The sequence below is a fragment of the Stenotrophomonas panacihumi genome (assembly GCF_001431645.1).
In the GTDB taxonomy this organism is placed as follows: domain Bacteria; phylum Pseudomonadota; class Gammaproteobacteria; order Xanthomonadales; family Xanthomonadaceae; genus Stenotrophomonas_A; species Stenotrophomonas_A panacihumi.
In genome coordinates, this window is sequence record NZ_LLXU01000100.1 from 1 (window position 1) to 25200 (window position 25200).

Consider the following 25200-nt stretch of genomic DNA (forward strand, 5'->3'; position numbering starts at 1 on the left):
ACGGCGTGTCCCGGAAAGGGCATGGCCCCGCCGGCCGCGCGCCGAACAACGCAAGCCGACACCGCGCAAACGCCAAGCAATGAACAATGGTTCGCTCCATGCGCATCCGCATGTTGCAGCACCCATTCCACAATTACGGCCACGCTATATCGCAAAGCCATCCAGCCCCCCGCCTGCATGTGCTAATTTCCCGGACTTTTCCGGGGGAGCCCAACGTCATGACCGAACGCCAGCGCCGCACGAAGATTCTCGCCACCCTCGGACCGGCCACCGATCCGCCGGGCGTGCTCGAGGATCTGTTCCGCGCAGGCGTCAACGTCGTGCGCCTGAACTTCAGCCATGGCGACCCCTCCGGCCAGGCCAAGCGCGCCGCCGACGTGCGTGCCGCCGCGGCCCGCGTGGGCGCCGAAGTCGGCATCCTGGCCGACCTGCCGGGCCCCAAGATCCGCATCGAGCGCTTTACCACCGGCAAGATCACGCTGAAGACCGGCGAGCGCTTCGACCTCGTCGCCGACCCGAACGCCCCGATGGGCGACCAGAACCAGGTCGGCGTCAGCTACCTGGGCCTGCCGCAGGACGTCGGCCCGGGTGACGTCCTGCTGCTCGACGACGGCCTCATGCAGCTGAGCGTGGTCGAAGTGCAGGGCCCGCGCATCGTGTGCACCGTGCTCAATGATGGCGTCCTGTCCGACCGCAAGGGCCTGAACAAGCAGGGCGGCGGCCTCTCGCTGGGCGCCCTCACCGAGCGTGACAAGGAACTGATCGGCATCGTCGCCAAGATCGGCGTGGACTTCATCGCCGTCTCGTTCTGCCGCAACGCCGAGGACATGAACGAAGCGCGTCGCATCGCCCAGTCGCATGGCTGCGATGCCGCCCTCGTCTCCAAGGTCGAGCGTACCGAAGCCATCGAGAACCTCACCGAGATCGTCGAAGCTTCCGACGTCGTCATGGTCGCCCGCGGCGACCTCGGCGTGGAAATCGGCGACGCCGAACTGCCGGGCCTGCAGAAGAAGATCATCCGCGAGTCGCTGGCGCAGAACAAAGTCGTCATCACCGCCACCCAGATGCTGCAGTCGATGGTCGAAAGCCCGATCCCGACCCGCGCCGAAGTGCTGGACGTCGCCAACGCCGTCATCGACGGCACCGACGCGGTGATGCTCTCGGCCGAAACCGCCGCCGGCGCCTACCCGGTGCGGGCGGTCGAAGCGATGGCGCGCATCTGCCTCGGCGCCGAACGCCAGTTCGAGACCGATGCCGACTTCAGCAAGGCCGCCCGCAACCTCGAGCGCGCCGACCAGGCCATCGCCATGGCCACCATGTTCCTGTCCGAGCATGTCGGCGTGCGCGCCATCGTCGCGATGACCGAATCCGGCGGCACCGCGCGCTACCTCTCGCGCTTCCGCGCCAAGGCCCCGATCTACGCGGTGACCCGCCACGACGGCGCCCGCCGCCAGATGGCGATGATGCGCGACGTCTTCCCGATCAACTTCGACAGCCGTGGCCTGACCCCGCGCGAAGCCGCGCGCGGCAGCATCCGCGTGCTGGTCGAGGCGAACCTGCTCACCGGCGGCGACCGCGTGGTGTTCACCAGCGGCGAGCACATGGAAACCCACGGCGCGACCAACACGCTGCGCCTGCTGGAAGTGGGCCCGGACGGCCGCGCCTCGGGCCTGGGCGAACTGTAAGTTCGCGCGTTGGCCGATGACTGTCCCGTCGCGACGACGGGACGGTCATCGACAGCCATCGACAGCCATAGCCGATAAATCTGTAAACGTTTGCAGCCATTCCGTGAAGGAATGGCTGTACGCGTTCATGGGTATAATTCGGTTCTCCCCCGCTGCTGCCACAGGAAACACATGAGCATCGAACAGCTTGCCGAAATCGCCCAGGCCATGGTCGCCCCGGGCAAGGGCATCATCGCCATCGACGAGTCCACCAGCACGATCGCCAAGCGATTCGCCGGCGTGGGGATCGAGAACACCGAAGAGAACCGTCGCGCGTACCGCGAGCTGCTGCTCACCACGCCGAAGCTGGGCGACTACATCTCCGGCGCCATCCTGTTCGACGAAACGATCCGCCAGTCCACCAAGGACGGCGTGCCGTTCGCCAAGTACATGAGCGAGCACGGCATCATCCCGGGCATCAAGGTGGACAAGGGCGCCCAGCCGCTGGCCGGCATGCCGGGCGAGCTGGTCACCGAAGGCCTGGACGGCCTGCGCGCGCGCCTGGAGGAGTACTACAAGCTCGGCGCCCGCTTCGCCAAGTGGCGCGCGGTCATCAACATCGGCGAGGACATCCCGTCGGGCACCTGCATCGAGGCCAACGCGCATGCGCTGGCGCGTTATGCGGCGCTGTGCCAGGAGCAGGGCCTGGTGCCGATGGTCGAGCCGGAAGTGATCATGGACGGCGACCACGACATCGAGACCTGCTACGAAGTGACCGAGGCGACCCTGCGTTCGCTGTTCGGCGCCCTGTACGAGCAGAACGTCGTGCTGGAAGGCACCATCCTGAAGGCCTCGATGGTCATCGCCGGCAAGGGCAGCGAAGAGCAGGCCGGCATCGACGAAGTGGCCGAGTCCACCGTGATGTGCCTGAAGAGCACCGTGCCGGCGATCCTGCCGGGCATCGTGTTCCTGTCCGGCGGCCAGACCGACGAGCAGTCCACCGCGCACCTCAACGCGATGAACAAGCTCGGCAACCTGCCGTGGCCGCTGAGCTTCTCCTACGGCCGCGCCATGCAGCAGGCCGCGCTGAAGCTGTGGTCCAAGGACATGAAGGGCAACTTCGCCAAGGCCCAGCAGGTGGTCTACGAGCGCGCCCGCGAGAACGGCCTGGCCGCGCTGGGGCAGTGGAAGGGCTGATCGCCGCCACGCACTCCGCCATACGAAAAACGCCGGCGCAAGCCGGCGTTTTTCTTTCCGCCCTGGCAGCGGGCGTCAGGCGACTTGCGGCAGCGCCTGCGCCAGCAACTGCTGGTAGGCCTTGAACGTGGCGTCGTTGTAGGCGACCAGCACGATGCGCCGCGGCACCTTGTGCGACTTCTCCCACGCCAGCGTCTCGCTCACCGCCACGCGCGCGGCCAGCTGCAGCGGGTAGCCATAGACGCCGCAGCTGATCGCCGGGAAGGCGATCGAATGCAGGTCCATCTGTTCGGCCAGGCGCAGCGACTGCCAGTAGCAGTTCGCCAGCAGTTCCGGCTCGTGGTGCGCGCCGTCGCGCCACACCGGGCCCACCGTGTGGATGACGTGGCGCGCGGGCAGGTCGAAGCCGGGCGTGGCGCGCACTTCGCCGGTGGGGCAGCGCACGCCCGCGCGCACTTCCGGCACCTGCATGCATGCGTCGAGCAGGCGCGGGCCGGCTGCGCGATGAATCGCGCCGTCCACCCCGCCGCCGCCGAGCAACGTCTCGTTGGCGGCGTTGACGATGGCGTCGACGTCGAGTGTGGTGATGTCCCCTTGCCAGACTTCAATGCTCATGCGGCGATCTTCAGGTGGCCCCGATGAGGGCGATGTGAGGGCGGCGTGCGTGTCGCCGGGTGGACGGCGACGATAGGCGACGGGCGTCTCCGATCCTGCGACGCGGCACCTGCGCAAGCGCTGTCAGTTGTGCGTCCAAGCGGGTGATTGGCAAGGCATTGCGTGGCCGTCGCGGCACACGGCGACGTGGTCGTGATCGCGATGAAAAAGTGTCCGCGGAAAAAGCAAAAGGGCCGCGAATGCGGCCCTTTGTCAGCGCAAACATCGGCCCGGCTTACGGCAGCCCGGCCAGCCAGTCGTCGTCGGAGCCTTCGTTGATGTCGGCGAACAGCGGCGTGCTGAAGTAGCGCTCGCCGGTGTCCGGCAGCACCGCCAGCACCACCGAGCCCGGTTCGGCCTTGGCGGCCACGTCGAGCGCGGTGGCCACGGTGGCGCCGGAAGAGATGCCGACGAAGATGCCTTCCTCCGCGGCCAGGCGCCGCGCGACTTCGATCGCGCGGTCATCGCCGATCGAATACAGCTCGTCGTACACCTCGCGGTTGAGCACTTCGGGCACGAAGTCCGGCGTCCAGCCCTGGATCTTGTGCGGCTTCCACTCGTCGCCCTTGAGCAGCGCCGCGCCGGCCGGCTCGGTGGCGATGATCTTCGTCTCCGGGCGCGCGACCTTCAGCACCTCGCCCACGCCGGTGAGCGTGCCGCCGGTGCCCCAGCCGCTGACGAAGTAGTCCAGGCGCTGGCCGGCGAAGTCGCGCAGGATCTCGGCGGCCGTGGTGTTGCGGTGGTACGCCGGGTTGGCCGGGTTCGCGAACTGGCTCGCCAGGAACCAGCCGTGCTGCTCGGCCAGTTCCTTCGCCTTGCGCACCATGCCGCTGCCGCGCTCGGCGGCCGGGGTGAGGATGACCTTGGCGCCATAGGCGCGCATCAGCTTGCGGCGCTCGATGGAGAACGTCTCCACCATCGTGGCGACGAACTTGTAGCCGCGCGCGGCGGCGACCATCGCCAGCGCCACGCCGGTGTTGCCGGAGGTGGCTTCCACGATGGTGTCGCCGGGCTTGAGCAGGCCGCGCTGCTCGGCGTCCAGGATGATGGCCAGGGCGAGGCGATCCTTCACCGAACCGCCCGGGTTGAAGGATTCGACCTTCGCGTAGACGGTGACGTGCTCGGGCGCGATCCGGTGGAGCTTGACGATCGGCGTGCGGCCGACGGTGTCGAGGATGCTGTCGTACAGGGCCATGCGGGGAATCTCCGTGGAGGCGGTCAGGCGGCGTGCGCCAGTGTGGCGCCGTCGGGCTTTGCGGAAAGTGAGGGCGGCGGGCCAAGCGGCGCCTGGCCGAACCAGTGCAGTTCGTGCGCCAGCGCGGCCACCTCGCCGAGGATCAGCAGCGCGGGCGAACCCACCGCATGCTGACGGGCCAACGCGGCGAGCGCGTCGAGCCGGCCAGTGACCACGCGCTGTTCGGGGCGCGAGCCGTTCTCGACCAGCGCGAACGGCGTGGCGCCGTCGCGGCCACCGGCGAGCAGGCGCGCCTGGATCGTCTCCAGCCCGGCCACGCCCATGTAGAAGGCCAGCGTCTGGCGTTCGCGCGCCAGCGCGTCCCAGTCCAGCGTGTCGAGCGAATCGCGGCAGTGCGCGGTGACGAAGCGCACCGACTGCGCATGGTCGCGATGGGTGAGCGGCACGCCGGCATAGGCGGCGCAGGCCAGCGCGGCGGTGATGCCCGGCACCACTTCGAAGGGAACGTCGTGCGCGCGCAGGAACTGCAGCTCTTCGCCGCCGCGGCCGAACACGAACGAATCGCCGCCCTTGAGCCGCACCACGCGGCGGCCGGCACGCGCGTGTTCCAGCATCAGCGCATGGATGTGGTCCTGCGAAGTGCTCTGGCCGCGCGCGGACTTGCCCACTTCGATGCGTTCGGCATCGCGCCGCGCCAGTGCCAGCACCGGGCCGCTGACCAGGCGGTCGTAGAGGATCACGTCGGCTTCGTTGAGCGCGCGCAGCGCGGCGAGCGTGAGCAGGCCGGGGTCGCCGGCGCCGGCGCCGACCAGCACCACCGCGCCGCGCGCCGGCGGCGTGGCCTGCGCGAGTTGGGTATCGAGATAGCGGGCCGCGTCGTCGTCGCGGCGCTGGCGCAGCAGGCGCGGCAGCGGGCCGGCCAGCTGCGCTTCGAAGAAGCGGCGGCGCGCGCCGGTGTCGGGGAAGCGGGTGCGGATGCGCGCGCGCTGGCGGGTGAACAGCTCCACCAGGCCGCCCCAGCTGTCGTCGAGCAGGCTTTCCAGCCAGCGGCGCAGGTGGCGGGCCACCATCGGCGCACCGCCGCCACTGGAGATGGCGACCTGCAGCGCGCCGCGTTCCACCACCGCCGGCACCTGGAAGCTGGAGAGCGCGGCATCGTCCACCACGTTGGCGAAGATGCCCTGGGCCTCGGCGCTGGCCGCCACCGCCTGGTTGACCGCGAGGTCGTCGGTGGCGGCGATCACCAGCCAGGTGCGCGGTTGCAGCCAGCCCGGCTCGAATTCGCCGGCCCACCATTCGATGGCGCCGTCTTCCGCCGCCTGGCGCAGGGCAGGGGTCAGCTCGGGTGCCCCGACCCGCACCCTGGCGCCGGCATGGCGCAGCGCCTGCACCTTGCGCTCGGCCACCGCGCCACCGCCGACCACCAGCACCGGTCGGCCACGCAGGTCGGCGAACAGGGGAAACAGGGCAGGGCTCACGGGCGGATGCGGGCAGGCGGGGAGGGAGGGCTGACCGTAAACCCCGCTTATAGCCGTCGGAAATGACTTCATGCATCCTTCAAATAGCCTTCGGTTATAAGCTCGGCCGACGGATTCCCGTACATTCGTTCAGCCGCCTCCCACGCCCGCCGCGATCTCCCGATGACGCTGACGCAACTCCGCTACCTGGTCGCCATTGCCGATGCCGAGCTCAACATCACCCTGGCGGCGGCGCGCGTGCATGCCACCCAGCCGGGGCTGTCCAAGCAGCTCAAGCAGCTGGAGGACGAGCTCGGCTTCCTGTTGTTCGTGCGCAAGGGGCGCAGCCTGGAATCGGTGACCCCGGCCGGCACCGAGGTGATCCATCGCGCCCGCGCCGTGCTGGCCGAAGCCAACAACATCCGCACCTACGCCGCCAACCAGCGGCGCGAGGCGCAGGGCCAGCTCACCTTGACCACCACGCACACCCAGGCGCGCTTCGTGCTGCCGCCGGCGGTGGCGCAGATCAAGCACGCCTACCCGCAGGTGAGCGTGCACCTGCAGCAGGCCGCCGAAAGCGCCGCGCTGGACCTGCTCAGCCAGGGCGATGCCGACATCGCCGTGGTCAGCACCGCTGGCAGCGAGCCGAATGCGGGCATCGCCGTGCCGCTGTACCGCTGGCGCCGGCTGGTGATCGTGCCGCGCGGCCACGAGCTGGACCGCGGCGGCCGCGCGCCGGACATGCAGGCGCTGGCCGCCCAGCCGCTGATCAGCTACGAATCCTCCACCCGCACCGGCTCCTCCCTGCAGCGTGCCTTCGCCGAAGTCGGCCTGGAGCCACGCATCGCGCTGACCGCGCTGGATGCCGACCTCATCAAGACCTACGTGCGCACCGGGCTGGGCGTGGGCCTGGTGGCCGAGATGGCCATCGGCGGCGATGACACCGACCTGCGCGCCTGGGCCGCCCCGGCGCCGATCGCCGAATGCATCGCCTGGGCGGTGCTGCCGCGCGACCGCGTGCTGCGCGACTACGCGCTGGAACTGGTCAACGTCCTCGCCCCGCAGATCGACAAGCGCGACCTGCGCCGCGTCCTCGACGGCAACCAGGCGCCGAACTGGCCCGAGCCGCCGACGTGGGAATCGCTGACGCAGACGATCACGAGCTGAGCGCTCCAACTGGGCGCGCTGCCCGGCGCGCACTGCGACAATGCGTCGCGCGCTGGATCTTCACGCCCCGCCGGCACGCAGCCGGCCGCTAGAATGCCGGCCGTGATCCGCGCCCGGCCCCTGCACACCATGATGGCCCGACTCGCCTGCCTGGCGGTCGTGCTGATGCTGTGCGCGCCGTTGCTCAGCCGCGCGCTGCAGTCGCCGATGGGCACGCGCTTCGCCGAGCTGTGCACCGCGCAGGGGCTGAAGCAGGTCGCGCTGGATGCGCCGATGGCGATGCCTACGGCGATGGATCACGGCGCATCGCACGCCGGCCACGCCGCCTCGCAAGGCGGCGGTGACCCGCACGCGATGCATGGCGGCGAAGCCGCCTGCGACTACTGCCTGCTGGCGATCCGGCTGCTGCCGGTGCTGGCGATCCTGTTCTGCTGGCTGCGCCTGCCGCGCACCGCCGGCCCCCGCGCGCTGGCCATGGCCTGGCCGCGCGCGCTGGCTGCATGGCCGGCCCATCCGGCCCGGGGACCTCCGCTGGCGGCCTGACCCGCCCGCCATCCATCCGACCCGCGCGCGCTGTTCGACAGCGCGTGCCCGCCGTGTTCCCGGAGTCACCATGTCCTTCCGTTCCGAATCGCCGGCCATGCCGGCGCGCCTGGCGTGCGCGCTCGCCGCCGTGCTTGCGCCCGTCCTCGCGCATGCCGCCGACACCGACGCGGGCGATGCCCGCACCCTCGACGCCATCGTCGTCACCGCCGCCGCGCCCGACAGCCCGCTCACCTGGGTCACCGACCCGCGCCTGCCGCGCCAGCCGGTGCCGGCCAGCGATGGCGCCGATTACCTGAAGACCGTTCCCGGCTTTGCCGCCATCCGCAACGGCGGCACCAATGGCGACCCGGTGCTGCGCGGCATGTTCGGCTCGCGCCTCAACGTGCTCAGCAATGACGGCAGCCTGATCGGCGCCTGCCCGGCGCGCATGGACAACCCGCTGTCCTACATCGCCCCGGAAACCTACGACCGCCTCGTGCTCATCAAGGGCCCGCAGACCGTGCGCTGGGGCCCCGGCGCCTCGGCCGGCACCGTGCGCTTCGAGCGTGACACCCCGCACTTCGACGCGCCGGGCGTGCGCGTGGACGCCAGCGCCCTGGGCGGCTCGTTCGACCGCAACGACCAGGTACTCGACGCTACCGCCGGCAACGCGCTGGGCTACGTGCGCGTCAACGGCAACCGCTCCGAATCGGACGACTACGAAGACGGCAACGGCGACGTCGTGCCTTCGCGCTGGCGCAAGTGGAACACGGACGCGGCGATCGGCTGGACGCCGGATGCCGACAGCGTGCTGGAAGTTTCCGCCGGCACCGGCGATGCGCTCGCGCGCTACGCCGGCCGCGGCATGGATGGCGCCGCGTTCCGCCGCCACAGTTATGCGGCGCGTTACGTGCATGAAAACCTGCCCGGCGCCTGGGACCGAGTGGAAGCGAACGTCTACTACAACGACGCCGACCACGTGATGGACAACTACAGCCTGCGCACGCCGAACCCGATGTCGTCGATGCCGATGCCGATGGCGTCGAACGTGGATCGCCGCACCACCGGCGGCCGCCTGGCGGTGGACTGGCGCTGGGACGACATCGCGCTGGCCGCGGGCGTCGACGCGCAGGACAGCCGCCACCGCGACCGCAGCGCCAGCGGTCGCGGCGTGTATGCGACGTTGCCCTGGAACGTGGACGCGCGCTTCTCCAACCTCGGCGTGTTCTCGGAGATCACCGTTGGCGCGGGCCAGCCGAAGCGCTGGGTGGGCGGCCTGCGCATGGACCGCGCGCAAGCCACCGACGAGCGCGCCACCACCGGCATGATGGCCATGCCCAATCCCACCGCAGGGCAGGAGCGCCGCGAGTGGCTGGGCAGCGGCTTCCTGCGTCGCGAGCAGGACCTCACGGCGAACACGACCTGGTATGCCGGCGTGGGCCATGTCGCGCGCATGCCGGACTACTGGGAGCTGTTCTCTGCCGACGCGGGCGCGGCGGGTACGGTGAATGCCTTCAGTGCCATTGCGCCGGAGCGCACGACGCAGCTGGATGTCGGCCTGCAGTTCCGCGGCGAGCACCTGCAGGCGTGGGTCTCGGCTTACGCGGGCAAGATCGACGATTACATCCTGTTCGAGTACCGCGATGGCGGCATGATGGGCAGCACCACGGTCGCCAGGAACGTGGATGCGCGCATTGCCGGCGGCGAAGCCGGCGTGGAATGGCATCTGCACGACGGCTTCAAGCTCGGCGGCACGCTGGCCTATGCATGGGGCGAGAACCGCAGTGACGGTGGCGCATTGCCGCAGATGCCGCCGCTGGAAGCGCGCCTGAGCGCGGGTTACGAAGGTGCGCGGTGGTCGGCTGGGGCGCTGCTGCGCGCGGTCGCGAGGCAGGGCCGCGTGGCGGTGGACGAAGGCAATGTGGTGGGTCGCGACCTGGGCGAAAGCGCGGGCTTTGCGGTGTTCTCGCTCAACGGCGGGTATCGCTTCAGCGATGCGTTGGCGCTGACTGCGGGCGTGGACAACCTCTTTGATCGCGCTTATGCCGAGCATCTCAACCTGGCGGGCAGCGCGGACTTCGGCTATCCGGCGGATCCGGTGCGGATCAATGAGCCGGGGCGCAGTGTGTGGGTGAAGCTCAACTTCCACTACTGACGGTTTGCAATGCGGATGGATGCGCGACTCGCGGCGCGGGCCCCGACCCCGGCGGGGACGGGGCAAGGCGCATCCTTTCCCCACTTCGATCAGTGAAGCGAAAGCTTTCGTTGCCGGTCGAGGGGATCCGTGGGGTGCGTGGGGGCTTGGCCCTTTCGGGACCGTTGGCGCCATGGATGGCGCCGACGAGCCTCCATGGATGGATTCACGGCGTGTCCCGAAAGGGCCAAGCCCCCGCGCGCCGTGCATGAATCAATGCGAGCCGACAAGGAAAGCAGCGCCGATAGACCGGGCTGGAGGAACAGCCCCCTTGTGCCGCAAGGGGGCGCGCCGACAGGCGCGGGGATAGAACAGCCCCCTCAAATATCCTCGTGAATCCCACACTCCCGCTTCAGCCCAAAGAACCGCGTATCTTCCTCGCGCATCCCAGGCTCCCATCGCCGCGTCGTATGGAAATCGCCGATGGACACATAGCCCTGCTCCCACAGCGGGTGATACGGCAAGTCATGAGCCTTCAGATAGCGCCACACATCGCGATCGCTCCAGTCCGCGATCGGGCTCACCTTGAACCGCTCACCGCGCCGCTGCACGATCGGCGTCTGCGCGCGGCTGGCTGATTGCTGCCGGCGCAGCCCGGTGAACCACGTCCCGACATGCAGCTCGTCCAGCGCCCGCCGCATCGGCTCCACCTTGCGCAGGCTGTTGTACTGCTCGATGCCGACCACGCCCTGTTCCCACAACCGCCCGTGGCGCGCCTCCATCCAGGCCCGGCTCACCAGCGGCCGGAACACCTTCAAGTTCAGCTGCAAGCGTTCGGTCAACTCATCGGCGAAGCGATACGTCTCGGGGAACAGATACCCCGTATCCACCAGGATCACCGGGATGTCCGGCCTCTGCCGGCTCAGCATGTGCAACGCCACCGCCGACTGTGCCCCGAAACTCGACGACAACGCCGCTTCCGCCGGTCCGTTCGCCAGCGCCCAGGCGACGCGCTCTTCCGCGCTGCATCGCTCCAGACGCGCATTGAGGGCGTCGAGGTCGTGCAGCGCGTCGGGCTTGGCCGAAGAGACGGGCAGGGCGGTCATACGAGTTCCAGTTGGACTTGGCGGTGGGTGGGGTACGGCGGCAGTGCGACGACGCCCGCGCGATGCAGGAAATCGCCGAAGCCCTCATCGTCGCCACGCTCGGCGGCGTAGCGGGCGAACAGCGGATCGAGCGCGGCCAGGATCTCCGGCTCGGTGATGTTTTCGCGGTACAGCGTGTTCAACCGCTGCCCGCGGTGGTCGCCGCCGAGCATCAGGTTGTAGCGCCCGGGCGCCTTGCCCACGAGCGCGATCTCGGCCAGGTACGGCCGCGAGCAGCCGTTCGGGCAGCCGGACAGACGCAACACGATCGGCGTATCGACCAGCCCATGGGCTTCCAGCAGCGGCTGCAGCTTCGCGTTGAAATCCGGCAGGTAACGCTCGGCCTCGGCCATCGCCAGCCCGCAGGTCGGCAACGCCACGCAGGCCATCGCGCCACGCGCCAGCGCGCTCGGCAACAGGTTGCCCGCGTCCAGCCCATGCGTGGCGACCAGCGCGTCGATGCGCGCGCGCTGCGCCGCCGGCACGCCGGCGATGACCAGGTTCTGGTTCGGCGTCAGCCGGAACTCGCCCTCGTGGAAGCGCGCGATCTCGCGCAGGCCGCTCAACGCGGTGCGGCCATCGCCATCGGCGATGCGCCCGGCCGGCAGCGAGAGCGTCAGGTGCCAGCGGCCATCCTCGCCCTCGACCCAACCGTAGCGGTCGCCGTTGTGGTCGAACGAGAAACCGCGCGCCGGTTCGAGCACCAGCCCGGCACGGCGCTGGATCTCCCCGAGGATGAAATCCAGCCCCTTGTCGTCGATGGTGTACTTGAAGCGCGCGCGCTTGCGCACCTCGCGGTTGCCGAAATCGCGCTGCGTGGTCACCACCGCGGTGGCCACCTCCAGCAGCCGCTCGCGCGGGAACCAGCCGACCACGTTGCCCACGCGCGGCCAGGTCTCCGCATCGCCATGTGTGGCGCCCATGCCGCCGCCGATGACCAGGTGGTAGCCGGTCAGCACGCCTTCGGCGACCGTGCCGACGAAGCCCAGGTCGTTGGCGAACACGTCCACGTCGTTGATCGGCGGCAGCGCGAAGCCGATCTTGAACTTGCGCGGCAGGTAGCGGTCGCCGTAGATCGGCTCGTCTTCCTCGCCGCTGCCGGACACGCGCTCCTCGTCCAGCCAGATCTCGTAATAGGCGCGGGTGTTGGGCAGCAGGTGCTCGGAGGTGCGCGCCGCATCGGCATACAGCTGCGCGTGCACCGGCGACAGCAGCGGGTTGGCCGCCACCAGCACGTTGCGGTTGACGTCGCCGCAGGCGGCCAGCGTGTCGATGAGCGCGGCGTTGATCGCCTGCATCGTCGCCTTCAGTTCGCGCTTGATCACGCCATGGAACTGGAACGCCTGCCGCGTGGTGACGCGCAGCGAATGGTTGCCGTAGCGCGTGGCGATGGTATCCAGCTGCAGCCACTGCTGCGGGGTGACCACGCCGCCGGGCGTGCGCGTGCGGATCATGAACTGGTAGGCCGGCTCCAGCTTCTGCCGGCGGCGCTCGTCGCGCAGGTCGCGGTCGTCCTGCTGGTAGCTGCCGTGGTATTTGATGAGGGTCTGGTCGTCCTCGCGCAGGGCGCCGGTGACCGGGTCGGCCAGGCTTTCCAGCAGCGAGCCGCGCAGGCGGCGGCTGGCGGATTTGATGTCTTCGACGGAATGCGTGCTCATGGCGATCTGGCTGGCAGCGGAAGGAGGCAGGCGACGAACGGCTTTCGGCCGTCAGTACACGTCCCGGCTGTAGCGCCCCTCCTTCTGCAACGAGGTGACGAATTCGGCGGCCGCCTCGGCATCCAGCCCGCCATGCTCGGCGACGATGTCCACCAGCGCGGCGTGCACGTCCTTGCCCATCGAGATCGCGCCGCACACGTATACGTGCGCGCCTTCGCGCAGCCACGCATACACCTCGCGGCCACGCTGGCGCAGCCGGTGCTGCACGTAGATCTTCTCTGCCTGGTCGCGCGAGAACGCCAGGTCCAGCTCATGCAGCTCGCCGCGCGCGAGTGCCTGCTGCCACTCGGCCTGGTAGAGGAAATCGCGGTTGAAATGGCGCGCGCCGAAGAACAGCCAGTTGCGGCCGCGCGCGCCGCGCTCGGCGCGTTCCTGCACGAAGCCGCGGAACGGCGCCACGCCGGTGCCGGGGCCGATCATCAGGATGTCGCGCGCATCGTCCGCCGGGACGCGGAAGCGCTCGTTGGCCTCGACGTACACCTGCGCGGTATCGCCTTCGGCCAGCGCGGCGAGGAACGCACTCGCCGAGCCGACATGGGCATGGCCGTGCGCCTGGTATTCCAGCTCGTCCACCGTCAGATGGACCTCGTCGCCGACGCGGCGGCGGCTGGACGCAATGGAATACAAGCGCGGCGCCAGCGGACGCAGCGCGGCGAGCAGGCCCTGCTGGTCCCAATCCGCCGGCCAGCGACGCAACACGTCGATCACCTGGTGATCGGCGAGTAGCGTCGCCAGGCCGGCAGTCTGGGTAGGGGCGAGCAGTTCCTGCAATTCCACCGCGCCGGACCGTTCGGCGTGCGCGGCCAGGAACGGCCGCGACAGCTTGGTCAGTTCGCGGTGGGCAGTGAGCCACTCCGACAGCGGCAGAGTCTGGTCGGCCACGGTGACGTCGGCATGACCATCCAGTTGCAGCACGTCGAGCACCGGGGCGACCAGCGCCTGCGCATTGCGATGGCGGAAGCCCAGCGCATCGCCGGGTTCGTAGTGCAGGCCGCTGCCGGCCAGCGAGAGCTCCAGGTGGCGCACGCGCTTGGACGCGCCGCCGTACTGGCGATAGGCCGGGCCCTTGAACTCGCGGCCGCTGATGACCTGGTTGGCCAGCACTTCGGCCGCGAACGGATGCGCGTGGTCGGCGAGGTTCGCCGCGGGGCCGCGCAGCGGGGTGATCTTCGCGCCGGCCGCCGGCACGCTGGCCAGCAGCTCGCGCGCCTCGCGCAGCACCTCTTCGCGCCACGGCTCGGCGATGGTGTCGATATCGAGGTCGGCTTCGGCCAGCGGGCGCACGCGCTGCGCGCCCAGCTCGGCCAGGCGGGCGTCGAGGCGGCGGGCGATGCCGCAGAAATCGGCGTAGCTCGAATCGCCCAGGCCGAGCACGGCGTACTTCAGCTCCGGCAGCTTCGGCGCGCGGCGGCCCTGGATGAATTCGACCAGGCCGATGGCGTCGTCCGGCGGGTCGCCTTCGCCCTGGGTGCTGATGACCACGTAGAGCAGGCGCTCGCTGGCCAGTTCGCGGGTGGGGTAGGTGTCGGCGCGCTGCAGGCGCACGCGCAGGCCGGCCGCTTCCGCATCGGCGGCCACGCGCTCGGCGGCGCGGCGCGCGTTGCCGGTCTGGCTGCCGTACAGCACGGTGAGGCGGCGTTCCTCGCCGCGCTCGGGGGCCGCGCCACCCGGCACCAGCGCCAGCGAAGGCGGCGCGGCATGGCCGTGGGCCAGGCCGGCGGTATAGCCCGACAGCCACCACAGCGAGGGCGCATCCAGCCCTTCGACCAGCCGCGACAGCAGCGCCCTGCGATCTTCCGGCAAGGGGCTGGGGGGCAAGGCGGGGCTGGCGGCGGTCATTCCCGGTCCGGCGGCTAGGGTGGGAATCCGATGCTAGGCAAGGGCTTGCAGCGACAGAAAGGAGCAGCGGTTATCGCCTTATGCCCGCCGCTTATTTCTGCGGGCCCGCCGCGCCGGGCCAGACTGCGGCCTTCCCGGTCGGTGCTAGGCTTGACCGGCCACTCCGATACCTGGCGGCAATGAGTCTTCCACCCCTGTCCCACCTCGACCGGCTCGAGGCCGAAAGCATCCACATCCTGCGCGAGGTCGCGGCCGGCTTCGCCAACCCGGTGCTGCTGTACTCGGTGGGCAAGGACAGCTCGGTGCTGCTGCACCTGCTGCTCAAGGCCTTCGCCCCGGCGCCGCCGCCGATCCCGCTGCTGCACGTGGATACGCGCTGGAAGTTCCGCGAGATGATCGCCTTCCGCGACCGCCGCGCCGCCGAGACCGGCGTGGAGCTGCGCGTGCACATCAACCCGGACGGCATCGCCCAGGACGTGGGCCCGTTCAGCCACGGCGCCGCCGTGCATACCGACATCATGAAGACCCAGGGCTTGAAGCAGGCGCTGGAGAAGTGGAAGTTCGACGCCGCCATCGGCGGAGCGCGCCGCGACGAGGAGAAGTCGCGCGCCAAGGAGCGCGTGTTCTCCTTCCGCAACGAGCGCCATCGCTGGGATCCGAAGAACCAGCGCCCGGAGCTCTGGAATCTCTACAACACCCGCGTGCATGCCGGTGAAAGCGTGCGCGTGTTCCCGCTCTCGAACTGGACCGAGCTGGACATCTGGCTCTACATCTACCGCGAGGCGATCCCGGTGGTGCCGCTGTATTTCGCCGCGCCGCGGCCGGTGGTCGAACGCGACGGCGCGCTGATCCTGGTCGACGACGAGCGCCTGCCCCTGCGCGAAGGCGAAGTGCCGCAGCAGCGCTCGGTGCGTTTCCGCACGCTGGGCTGCTACCCGCTCACCGGCGCGATCGACTCCACCGCCGACAGCCTGGAGGCGATCATCGCCGAGATGCTGGTGGCCACCAGTTCCGAACGCCAGGGCCGGGTGATCGACCAGGACCCGAGCGAGTCGATGGAAAAGAAGAAGCTGGAGGGGTACTTCTGATGGCACGCGACCCGGCCACCGCCGAAGCCACTCCCGCCGCGCAGGCCGACGCGCTGCCGGCCGGCGAACAGATCGCCGCCTACCTGCAGCGCCACGAAACCAAGCCGCTGCTGCGCTTCATCACCTGCGGCAGCGTGGACGACGGCAAGAGCACGCTGATCGGCCGCCTGCTGTACGACAGCAAGCGCCTGTTCGACGACCAGCTCGCCGCGCTGGAGCGCGACAGCCGCCGCCACGGCACGCAGGGCGCGCACATCGACTACGCGCTGCTGCTCGACGGCCTGGCCGCCGAGCGCGAGCAGGGCATCACCATCGACGTGGCCTACCGCTACTTCGATACCGACAAGCGCAAGTTCATCGTCGCCGATTGCCCCGGCCACGAGCAGTACACCCGCAACATGGCCACCGGCGCGTCCACCGCCGACCTGGCGGTCGTGCTGGTGGACGCACGCAAGGGGCTGCTGCCGCAGACGCGCCGCCACAGCTTCATCGCTTCGCTGCTGGGTATCGGCCGCATCGTGCTGGCGGTGAACAAGATGGACCTGGTCGATTACGACCAGGCCGTGTTCGACGCCATCCAGGCCGACTACCGCGCGCTGGCCGCGCAGCTGGGGCTGGCCTCGGTGCAGGCGATCCCGATGTCGGCGCTGGAAGGCGACAACCTCTCCACGCATTCGGCGCGCATGCCCTGGTATGCCGGCCCGAGCCTGCTCGAACACCTGGAAACCGTGCGCCTGCCCGAGGGCGATGACGCCATCGGCCTGCGCCTGCCGGTGCAGTGGGTCAACCGCCCGCACCAGGGCTTCCGCGGTTTCGCCGGCACGCTCAGCGCCGGCCATGCGCGCCCGGGCGATGCGGTGGTGGTGCTGCCGTCCGGGCGGCGCTCGCGCATCGCGCGGGTGATCGGCCCCGACGGCGACGTGCAGCACGCGCGCGCCGGCCAGGCGGTGACGCTGACGCTGGAAGACGAAATCGACGTGAGCCGCGGCGATGTCATCGCCGCCGCCGGCGACCCGCCCGAAGTGGCCGACCAGTTCGCCGCGCACCTGTTGTGGCTGGACGATGCCGCGCTGCTGCCCGGCCGCCCGTACTGGCTGAAGATCGGCGCGCGCACCGTGGCCGCCAGCGTCAGCGAGATCAAGCACCGCATCGACGTGAACACCCAGGAGCACCTGGCCGCCAAGCGGCTGGCGCTCAACGAGGTCGGCTACTGCAACCTCGCGCTCGACGAGCCGATCGCCTTCGCGCCGTACACGCGCGAGCCGGCGCTGGGCGCGTTCATCCTGATCGACCGCCAGACCAACGCCACCGTCGGCGCCGGCACGCTGGATTTCGCGCTGCGCCGCGCCGGCAACGTGCACTGGCAGCACCTGGACGTGGACAACGCCGCGCGCGCCCGCATCAAGGGCCAGGCGCCGAAGGTGCTGTGGTTCACCGGCCTGTCCGGCGCCGGCAAGTCCACGGTGGCCAACCTGGTCGACCGGCGCCTGCATGCGTTGGGCTACCACACCTTCATCCTGGACGGCGACAACGTGCGCCATGGCCTCAACCGCGACCTCGGCTTCACCGACGAGGACCGCGTGGAGAACATCCGCCGCGTGGCCGAGGTGGCGCGCCTGATGGCCGACGCCGGGCTGATCGTGCTGGTCAGCTTCATCTCCCCGTTCCGCGCCGAACGCCGGATGGCGCGCGAGCGCTTCGCCGAGGGCGAGTTCGTCGAGGTGTTCGTCGACGTGCCGCTGGCGGTGGCCGAGGCACGCGACGTGAAGGGTTTATATGCCAAGGCGCGCGCCGGGCAGATCCCGAACTTCACCGGCATCGACTCGCCCTACGAGGCCCCCGAATCGCCCGAACTGCACCTGCAGGCCGATGGCGACAACGCGCAGGCGCTGGCCCGGCAGGTGCTGGCGCACCTGGGCGTGGAGCGCTGAACCCGCCCCGGCGGCATGCCGGGGCATGATTTCCGGACCGGCAAGGGTCTTTGGTCATGGGGCCGATCGGGCCCTCATGTCAACGGGTGTCATCGGCTGTCGTTAAACTCGGGACATCCCTAGGCAGGACCCCCGATTGATGCTTTCCCGATACCGCGCGGGCGTGGCCGCCGCTGGCCTGGCCATCGCCCTGGCCGGCTGTGATCGCGCCGCCCACCCGGCCGCCAACGCCGCCCCGATCCCGGTGACCGTGCAGACGGTGGCCACGCAATCCTGGAACACCACCGTGCAGTCCATCGCCACGGTGCGTGCGCGCGAGTCGGTGGCGCTCACCGCCGCGGTGAGCGATGTCGTGGACAAGGTCTACTTCGAAAGCGGCGACGACGTGAAGGCCGGCCAGTTGCTGGTGACGCTGCGCGGCAACTCGCAGCAGGCCGCGCTCAACGCCGCGCAGGCCACCTACGAGGAAGCCGACCAGCTGTACCGCCGCCAGCAGGAGCTGATCGGCCAGCAGCTGGTGGCCAAGTCCACCGTCGATACCCAGCGCGCGCTGCGCGATGCGGCGATGGCGCGCGTGGCGCAGATGCGCTCGGACATCGGCGACCGCGAAGTGCGCGCGCCGTTCGCCGGCGTGCTCGGCATCCGCCAGATCAGCCCCGGCTCGCTGGTGACCGCCAGCACGGTGATCGCCACGCTGGACGACATCGAACGCATGCACGTCGATTTCCAGGTGCCCGAGGCCCAGCTGGGCCTGGTGAAGCTGGGCAACGAGGTCAGCGGCGTGGCCGCCGCCTTCCCGGGCGAGCGCTTCCGCGGCGAAGTCTCGGCGATCGATTCGCGCGTGGACGAGAACACCCGCGCGGTGACCGTGCGCGCCGACTTCGCCAACCCCGCGCGTCGCCTGCGCCCGGGCATGCTGCTGGACGTGCGCCTGTACCAGCCCGAACGCCAGGCCCTGGTGATCCCGGAGATCGCCGTGGTGCAGGTCGGCCGCGAATCGTTCGTGTACCGGGTGAAGGCCGACGACAGCGTCGAGCGCGTGGACGTGCGCACCGGCGAGCGCCGCGATGGCAAGGTCGAGATCCTCGACGGCATAAAGGCCGGCGAGCGCATCGTGGTGGACGGCACCGGCAAGCTGCGCCCGGGCCTGAAGGTGCGCGGTGAAGCCGACGGCGGCGCTGCCCCGGCGCCGCGCCCGCGGGCCGCGCAATGAAACTCTCCGATATCTCCATCACCCGCCCGGTGCTGGCGGTGGTGATGAGCCTGCTGCTCGTCGTGCTGGGCGTGATGTCCTTCACCCGCCTGACCCTGCGCGAGCTGCCGGCCATCGACCCGCCCATCGTCTCGGTGGACGTGGAGTACACCGGCGCCTCGGCGGCGGTGGTGGAAAGCCGCATCACCCAGGTGCTGGAGGATGCGCTGGCCGGCATCGAGGGCATCGAGACCATCGAGGCGCGCAGCCGCAACGGCAGCTCGGACATCAGCATCGAGTTCGTGCCCACGCGCGACGTGGAAGCGGCGGCCAACGACGTGCGCGACGCGGTCAGCCGCGTCACCGACCGCATGCCCGACCAGGCGCGGCCGCCGGAGATTTCCAAGGTCGAGGCCGACGCCGACCCGATCCTGTGGCTCAACATGAGCTCCAGCGCGATGGACACGCTGCAGCTGTCCGACTACGCCGAGCGCTACATCGTCGACCGCTTCTCCAGCCTGGACGGCGTGGCGCAGGTGCGCATCGGCGGCCGCCAGCGCTATGCAATGCGCGTGTGGCTGGACCGCGACCAGCTCGCCGCGCGCGGCATGACGGTGAGCGACGTGGAAGCGGCGCTGGAGAAGGAGAACGTCGAGCTGCCGGCGGGCAGCATCGAATCGGCGCAGCGCGACTTCACCCTGCGCGTGGAGCGCAGCTACCTCAAGCCCGAGGATTTCGCCCGCCTGCCGCTGGGCAAGGGCGCCGACGGCTACGTGGTGCGGCTGGGCGACGTGGGCAAGGTCGAGCTGACGTCGGCCGAGCGCCGCGCCTATTTCCAGAGCAACGGCGTGCCCAACGTCGGCCTGGGCATCGTGCGCAACTCCACCGCCAACGCGCTGGACGTGGCGCGCGAGGCACGCGCGGAAGCCGAGCGCATCCAGAAATCGCTGCCGGCGGGCACCAACATCTTCGTCGCCTTCGATACCACCACTTTCATCGATGCGTCGGTCGAGCGCGTGTACCACACGCTGGTCGAGGCGGTGGTGCTGGTGCTGGTGGTGATCTGGCTGTTCCTGGGCAGCGCCCGCGCGGCGCTGATCCCGGCAGTGACGGTGCCGGTGTGCTTGATTGCCGCGTTCATCGCGCTGTACGCATTCGATTTCTCGATCAACCTGCTCACGCTGCTGGCGCTGGTGCTGTGTATCGGCTTGGTGGTGGACGACGCCATCGTGGTGGTGGAGAACATCCAGCGCCGCATCGACCTCGGCGAGCCGCCGATGGTCGCCGCGCGGCGCGGTACCGCGCAGGTGGCGTTCGCGGTGATCGCGACCACGGCGGTGCTGGTGGCGGTGTTCCTGCCGGTGGGCTTTCTGGAAGGCAATACCGGGCGGTTGTTCCGCGAGCTGGCGGTGGCGCTCGCCGCGGCGGTGGCGATCTCGGCCTTCGTCGCGCTGACGCTGACGCCGATGATGTCCTCCAAGCTGCTCAAGCCGCACGACAAGGAAAAGCCCAACCGCTTCCACCACTGGTTCAACACCCGCATGGAGCGGTTGAGCCAGAGCTACAAGCGCTCGCTGGAGCGCAGCGTGGACCGCAGCTGGCTGTTCGGCGCGGTGATGCTGGCCGCGTTCCTGTTCAGTGGCTGGCTGGCCACGCGCATTCCTTCCGAACTGGCGCCGGCCGAAGACCGTGGCAATTTCCAGGTGCTGATCGACGGGCCGGAAGGCGCCGGCTTTGATTACACCGTGGAGCAGATGCACCAGGTCGAGGCGATCCTGGGGCCGTACGTGGGGCCGGACAAGCCGATCGTGCGCGCCAACCCGCGCGTGCCCGGCGGCTTCGGCAGCAGCGAGGAAATGCATACCGGCCGCGTCAGCGTGTTCCTGCAGGACTGGCACAAGCGCGAGCAGCCCACCGTGGCGCTGGCTGACGAAATCCAGAAGAAGCTCTCCGTGCTGACCGGCGTGCGGGCGCGCACGCAGGTCAGTGGTGGCCTGGTGCGCAGCCGCGGCCAGCCGTTCCAGATGGTGCTCGGCGGCCCGGACTACGCCGAGCTGGCGCAGTGGCGCGACCGCATGATGCAGCGCATGGAAGAGAACCCCGGCCTGGTCGGCGTGGACTCGGACTACAAGGAAACCCGGCCGCAGATGCGGGTGAACATCGACCGCCTGCGCGCGGCCGACCTGGGCGTGTCGGTCACCGAGATCGGCGGCGCGCTGGAAACGCTGATGGGCTCGCGCCGCGTCACCACCTTCGTCGACAACGGCGAGGAGTACGACGTGATGCTGCAGTCCGGCCGCGAGGGCCGCATGTCGCCGGAAGACCTGGCGGCGATCCGCGTGCGTTCGACCACCGGCGAACTCATCCCGCTCTCCAACCTGGTGAGCCTGAGCGAAGTGGCCGAGGCCGGTACGCTGAATCGCTTCAACCGCCTGCGCTCGGTGACGTTGAGCGCGAGCCTGGCGCCGGGCTACAGCCTGGGCGATGCCATCGCCTGGACCGAGAACGTGGCGCAGGAAGAACTGCCCGAGTACGCGCAGGTCGACTGGAAGGGCGAATCGCGCGAATACCAGAAGTCCGGCAGCGCCGTGCTGCTGACCTTCGCGATGGCGCTGCTGGTGGTGTACCTGGTGCTGGCCGCGCAGTTCGAGAGCTTCGCCCACCCGCTGGTGATCATGCTCACCGTGCCGCTGGCGGTGCTCGGCGCGCTGGTCGGCCTGTGGGCGACGAACGGCACGCTCAACCTGTTCAGCCAGATCGGCATCGTGATGCTGGTGGGTTTGGCGGCGAAGAACGGCATCCTGATCGTGGAGTTCGCCAACCAGCTGCGCGATGAAGGGCGCAGCGTGCACGAGGCGATCGTCGAATCGGCCTCGGTGCGCCTGCGGCCGATCCTGATGACCTCCATCGCCACGGTGGTGGGCGCCATCCCGCTGGTGCTGGCCGGTGGCCCCGGTTCGGCCAGCCGCGCGACGATCGGCGTGGTGGTGATCTTCGGTGTGTCGCTGTCCACGCTGCTGTCGCTGTACGTGGTGCCGGCGTTCTATTCGCTGATCGCGCCGTTCACCCGTTCGCCGGAAGCGCTGGCGCGCGAGCTGGAAGTGCTGGAGCGCGAGACGCCTTCGGTGGGCGGGCACGCGTGAGGCCTGCCGCGGCCGGGCGTTGCCTGGCCGCGGCGCCTTCCTGGCGGTCGGCCGCTTGCCCTCGCGCCGCCACTCGGCGAGCATGGGGTCGTCCCCTTCGGATTTCGCCATGGACACCGCGCCCACCCTGCGCGGCGAAGGTTTCGTGTTGCGCCGTTGGCACGCCGACGATGCGCCGGCCCTCGCCACCGCGGCCAACCACCCCGGCATCGCGCGCTGGTTGAGCGGGCGCTTCCCGCATCCCTATGGCCTGGCTGATGCCGAGCGCTTTCTCGCCGGACAGGTGGTGGACCTCTCCGACCCGGTCTTCGCCATCGTCCTCGACGGCGCCATCGCCGGCGGCATCGGCGTGCATGCCGAGCAGGCCGGCCGCGCGGAAGCGGCGCACAGCGCGCTGCTGGGGTATTGGCTGGCGCCGGCGCACTGGGGCCGCGGGGTGATGACCCGCGTGGTCGCCGCATTCGCGCCCTGGGTGATGCAGGTGCACGGGCTGCACCGCCTCGCCGCGCATGTGATGCCGGAGAATCTCGGCTCGGCCACGGTGCTGCTGCGCAACGGGTTTGCCGAGGAAGGGCGCATGCGCCATGCCGTGGTCAAGGATGGCCGGCCGCAGGACCTGCGGCTTTTTGCGCGCATCCGCGATACGTTGATGGACTGAACCAACTCAAGGGGACTACACCGCGTGGAATCGATCATCGAGGGGATCAACGGCATCATCTGGAGCAAGGCGCTCATCGTCATGTGCCTGGGTGCCGGCTTGTACTTCAGCTTCGCCACCCGCTTCATGCAGGTGCGCGGCTTCGTGGAGATGCTGCGGCTCACCGTGCGCGGCGAGAAGTCGGAGGCGGGCGTGTCCTCGTTCCAGGCGCTGGCGATGTCCATGGCCGGGCGCATCGGCATCGGCAACATCGCCGGCGTGGCCACCGCCATTGCGTTCGGCGGGCCGGGGGCGATCTTCTGGATGTGGGTGATGGGCTTCCTCGGCGCCTCCACCTCGTACGTGGAATCCACGTTGGCGCAGATCTACAAGGTGAAGGACGCCGACGGCCGCTACCGCGGTGGCCCGGCGTACTACATCGAAAAAGCCATGGGGCTGAAGTGGTACGCGATGCTGTTCGCGCTGGCCACCATCGTCGCCGCCGGCTTCCTGATGCCCGGCGTGCAGGCCAATGCCATCGCCGACAGCGCGGCCAACGCCTGCGCCGGCACCGGCTGGTGCAACGGTTTCGAGGGCCAGTGGCTGGGCATGCCCGCGCGCGATGCGTTCAAGCTGGTGCTGGGCATCGGCGTGGCGCTGATGCTGGCGGTGATCATCTTCGGCGGCGTGAAGCGCATCGCCAACTTCGCCGAGGTCGTGGTGCCGTTCATGGCCGGTGGTTTCATCCTGATGGCGGTCACCGTGATGGTGCTCAACGCCGAGCAGGTGCCGGGCATGTTCGCGCTGATCTTCGACAGCGCCTTCGGCAGCCATGCCGCGTTCGGCGCGCTGCTGGGCCTGGCGGTGGAGTGGGGCGTGAAGCGCGGCATCTACGCCAACGAAGCCGGCCAGGGCACCGGCCCGCACGCCGCCGCCGCCGCGGAGGTCTCGCACCCGGCCAAGCAGGGCTACGTGCAGGCGTTCGCGATCTACTTCGACACCATGATGGTGTGCACGTCCACCGCGTTCCTGATCCTGGCCACCGGCACCTACAACGTGTATTCGCCGGACGGCGGCGCGCCGTTGTTCGCCGGCCTGGCGGGGGTGCAGGAAGGCCCGGGCTTCGCGCAGGCGGCGGTGGAATCGGTGCTGCCGGGCTGGGGCGCGGGCTTCGTGGCGGTGGCGCTGTTCTTCTTCGCCTTCACCACCATCATGGCCTATTACTACATGGCCGAAACCAACCTCAGCTACCTCAACCACAACCGCCACCGCCCGCTCACCGTGCTGGTGCTGCGGCTGGGCATCATCGGCATGGTGATCTTCGGCGCCTTCCACAACGCCAGCGTGGCGTGGGCGTTGGGCGACATCGGCGTGGGGCTGATGGCGTGGCTGAACATCATCGCTATCTTCATCGTGCGCAAGCCGGCGCTGATCGCGCTGCGCGACTACGAGCGGCAGAAGAAGCTGGGGCTGGACCCGGTGTTCGACCCCGACGCGGTAGGCATCCGCAACGCCGATTTCTGGAAGCGGCGTGAAGGCTGAAACCCGCCGAGGGTGACGGGGGCGGCGCGGGGCGGCATCATGCCCCCGCCGAAGGCCGCGCATCCGCGCGCGGCCTTCCTCTACCGGAACCTTGCAGTGAACGATCCCTGGAAATCCCACCGCTCGCCGCGCCCCGCCGAACCGCGCGGCGGCTCGCGCCCCGCCGGCCCGCGTCCGCCGCGCCCGCCGCGTGATCCCGCCGAGGGTGGCGGTGCGCCGCCGCGGGGCGAGGAACTGCGGCTGTACGGCCGCAACGCCGTGCTGGCGGTGTTCAAGCGGCGCCCGGCGGCGCTGCGCAAGCTCTACCTGTCCGAGGCCATGATCCCCAAGCTGCAGCCGCTGCTGAAGTGGTGCGTGGCCCATCGCGTCGGCTACCGCGTGGTGGAACCGGGCGACCTGGACAAGCTCGCCGCCAGCCAGCACCACGAAGGCGTCGTGGCCGACGTGCAGCGCGAGCCGATTCCCGCGCTGGCCGACTGGCTGACGATCCTGCGGCCCGGCCCGAAGCTGCTGCTGTGGCTGGATGGCGTGGGCAACCCGCACAACTTCGGCGCGATCCTGCGTTCGGCCGCGCACTTCGGTGTGTCGGCGATCCTGCTGCCCGAACATTCGCCGCTGGCGCTCTCCGGCGCCGCCGCCCGCGTGGCCGAGGGCGGCGCGGAAGCCGTGGCGCTGGTGCGCCTGCCCAAGGCCGCGCAGGCCGACGAACTGCTGCACGACGCCGGCTTCGTGCTCGCCGCCACGCTGGTGGACGGCGGGCAGGACCTGTTCACCACGCGCCTGCCTTCGCGGCTGGTCTACGTGCTGGGGGCGGAGGGCGAGGGCATGGACCGCGGGCTGGCCGAAGCCTGCGACCTGCGGCTGTCCATTCCCGGTAGCGGCGCGGTGGAAAGCCTCAACGTCGCCAGTGCCACCGCGGTGCTGCTCGCCAGCTGGCGGGCGCGGGTGCAGGCGGGCTGAGTCACCCTTGAA

The 25200-nt window shown here is 69.9% G+C and carries 18 protein-coding genes; 12 read left to right on the top strand and 6 right to left on the bottom strand.

What is annotated here, in order from left to right:
- Positions 1-218 precede the first annotated feature (218 nt).
- Positions 219-1685 carry a pyruvate kinase gene (pyk, locus tag ARC20_RS13215; protein WP_057647870.1) on the top strand — a complete coding sequence of 489 codons (1467 nt, stop codon included), beginning with the start codon at positions 219-221 and terminating at the stop codon, positions 1683-1685.
- A gap of 171 nt (positions 1686-1856) precedes the next feature.
- The gene (locus ARC20_RS13220) at positions 1857-2861 is read left to right on the top strand and encodes a class I fructose-bisphosphate aldolase (RefSeq protein ID WP_057647873.1); all 1005 of its coding nucleotides are present in this window, start codon (positions 1857-1859) and stop codon (positions 2859-2861) included.
- A 75-nt stretch (positions 2862-2936) separates the two neighbouring features.
- On the opposite strand, the gene ARC20_RS13225 is transcribed toward ARC20_RS13220, so the two are convergent.
- From ARC20_RS13225 to cysG, 3 genes are all read right to left on the bottom strand, one after another.
- A complete protein-coding gene (locus ARC20_RS13225; RefSeq protein ID WP_057647874.1) occupies positions 2937-3476 on the bottom strand; it encodes an O-acetyl-ADP-ribose deacetylase in 540 nt (179 codons plus the stop codon).
- 274 nt (positions 3477-3750) lie between these two features.
- Complete coding sequence (gene cysK, locus ARC20_RS13230) at positions 3751-4710, bottom strand: cysteine synthase A (protein WP_057647877.1); 960 nt, start codon at positions 4708-4710, stop codon at positions 3751-3753.
- A gap of 23 nt (positions 4711-4733) precedes the next feature.
- Positions 4734-6188, bottom strand: coding sequence for a siroheme synthase CysG (gene cysG / locus ARC20_RS13235; RefSeq protein WP_057647879.1), 1455 nt, complete (start codon positions 6186-6188; stop codon positions 4734-4736).
- Between the two features lie 162 nt (positions 6189-6350).
- Here cysG and ARC20_RS13240 point away from each other — a divergent pair, with 162 nt between their 5' ends.
- The 3 genes from ARC20_RS13240 to ARC20_RS13250 all read left to right on the top strand — a co-directional run bounded on the left by ARC20_RS13240 (position 6351) and on the right by ARC20_RS13250 (position 10014).
- Positions 6351-7334 carry a LysR family transcriptional regulator gene (locus ARC20_RS13240; protein ID WP_057647880.1) on the top strand — a complete coding sequence of 328 codons (984 nt, stop codon included), beginning with the start codon at positions 6351-6353 and terminating at the stop codon, positions 7332-7334.
- A 132-nt stretch (positions 7335-7466) separates the two neighbouring features.
- Positions 7467-7877 (top strand): DUF2946 family protein, encoded by a 411-nt coding sequence (locus tag ARC20_RS13245; protein ID WP_237642590.1) that lies wholly within the window; start codon positions 7467-7469, stop codon positions 7875-7877.
- Positions 7878-7947: 70 nt separating this feature from the next.
- A complete protein-coding gene (locus tag ARC20_RS13250; protein ID WP_057647884.1) occupies positions 7948-10014 on the top strand; it encodes a TonB-dependent copper receptor in 2067 nt (688 codons plus the stop codon).
- A 359-nt stretch (positions 10015-10373) separates the two neighbouring features.
- Here the strand turns inward: ARC20_RS13250 and ARC20_RS13255 are convergent, their stop codons facing one another.
- Genes ARC20_RS13255 through ARC20_RS18355 form a run of 3 tightly spaced genes read right to left on the bottom strand, consistent with a single transcriptional unit; the run spans position 10374 to position 14695 of the window.
- Positions 10374-11099: a phosphoadenylyl-sulfate reductase gene (locus tag ARC20_RS13255; protein ID WP_057647886.1), complete on the bottom strand. Its 726-nt coding sequence runs from the start codon at positions 11097-11099 to the stop codon at positions 10374-10376.
- On the bottom strand, positions 11096-12796 hold the full coding sequence (gene cysI / locus ARC20_RS18350) for an assimilatory sulfite reductase (NADPH) hemoprotein subunit (protein ID WP_057647889.1): 1701 nt from the start codon (positions 12794-12796) through the stop codon (positions 11096-11098). The genes ARC20_RS13255 and cysI overlap by 4 nt, the downstream gene beginning before the upstream one ends.
- A 51-nt stretch (positions 12797-12847) precedes the next feature.
- Entirely contained in the window at positions 12848-14695 is a 1848-nt protein-coding gene (locus ARC20_RS18355; protein ID WP_057647891.1) for an assimilatory sulfite reductase (NADPH) flavoprotein subunit, read from the bottom strand.
- Between the two features lie 179 nt (positions 14696-14874).
- Between ARC20_RS18355 and cysD the strand changes: the two genes are divergently transcribed.
- The 7 genes from cysD (at position 14875) to ARC20_RS13300 (ending at position 25188) form a co-directional block, all read left to right on the top strand.
- Complete coding sequence (gene cysD, locus ARC20_RS13270; protein ID WP_057647893.1) at positions 14875-15783, top strand: sulfate adenylyltransferase subunit CysD; 909 nt, start codon at positions 14875-14877, stop codon at positions 15781-15783.
- Positions 15783-17714 carry a sulfate adenylyltransferase subunit CysN gene (gene cysN / locus ARC20_RS13275; protein ID WP_057647895.1) on the top strand — a complete coding sequence of 644 codons (1932 nt, stop codon included), beginning with the start codon at positions 15783-15785 and terminating at the stop codon, positions 17712-17714. The genes cysD and cysN overlap by 1 nt, the downstream gene beginning before the upstream one ends.
- A gap of 139 nt (positions 17715-17853) precedes the next feature.
- Complete coding sequence (locus tag ARC20_RS13280; RefSeq protein ID WP_057647897.1) at positions 17854-18927, top strand: efflux RND transporter periplasmic adaptor subunit; 1074 nt, start codon at positions 17854-17856, stop codon at positions 18925-18927.
- Positions 18924-22049: an efflux RND transporter permease subunit gene (locus ARC20_RS13285; protein ID WP_057647899.1), complete on the top strand. Its 3126-nt coding sequence runs from the start codon at positions 18924-18926 to the stop codon at positions 22047-22049. Before ARC20_RS13280 ends, ARC20_RS13285 begins: the two co-directional genes overlap by 4 nt.
- A 109-nt stretch (positions 22050-22158) precedes the next feature.
- Complete coding sequence (locus ARC20_RS13290; protein WP_057647902.1) at positions 22159-22707, top strand: GNAT family N-acetyltransferase; 549 nt, start codon at positions 22159-22161, stop codon at positions 22705-22707.
- A gap of 81 nt (positions 22708-22788) precedes the next feature.
- Positions 22789-24228, top strand: a complete 1440-nt coding sequence (locus tag ARC20_RS13295; RefSeq protein WP_425478488.1) for an alanine/glycine:cation symporter family protein — start codon at positions 22789-22791, stop codon at positions 24226-24228.
- A 96-nt stretch (positions 24229-24324) separates the two neighbouring features.
- Positions 24325-25188: a TrmH family RNA methyltransferase gene (locus tag ARC20_RS13300; protein ID WP_057647906.1), complete on the top strand. Its 864-nt coding sequence runs from the start codon at positions 24325-24327 to the stop codon at positions 25186-25188.
- Positions 25189-25200 lie beyond the last annotated feature (12 nt).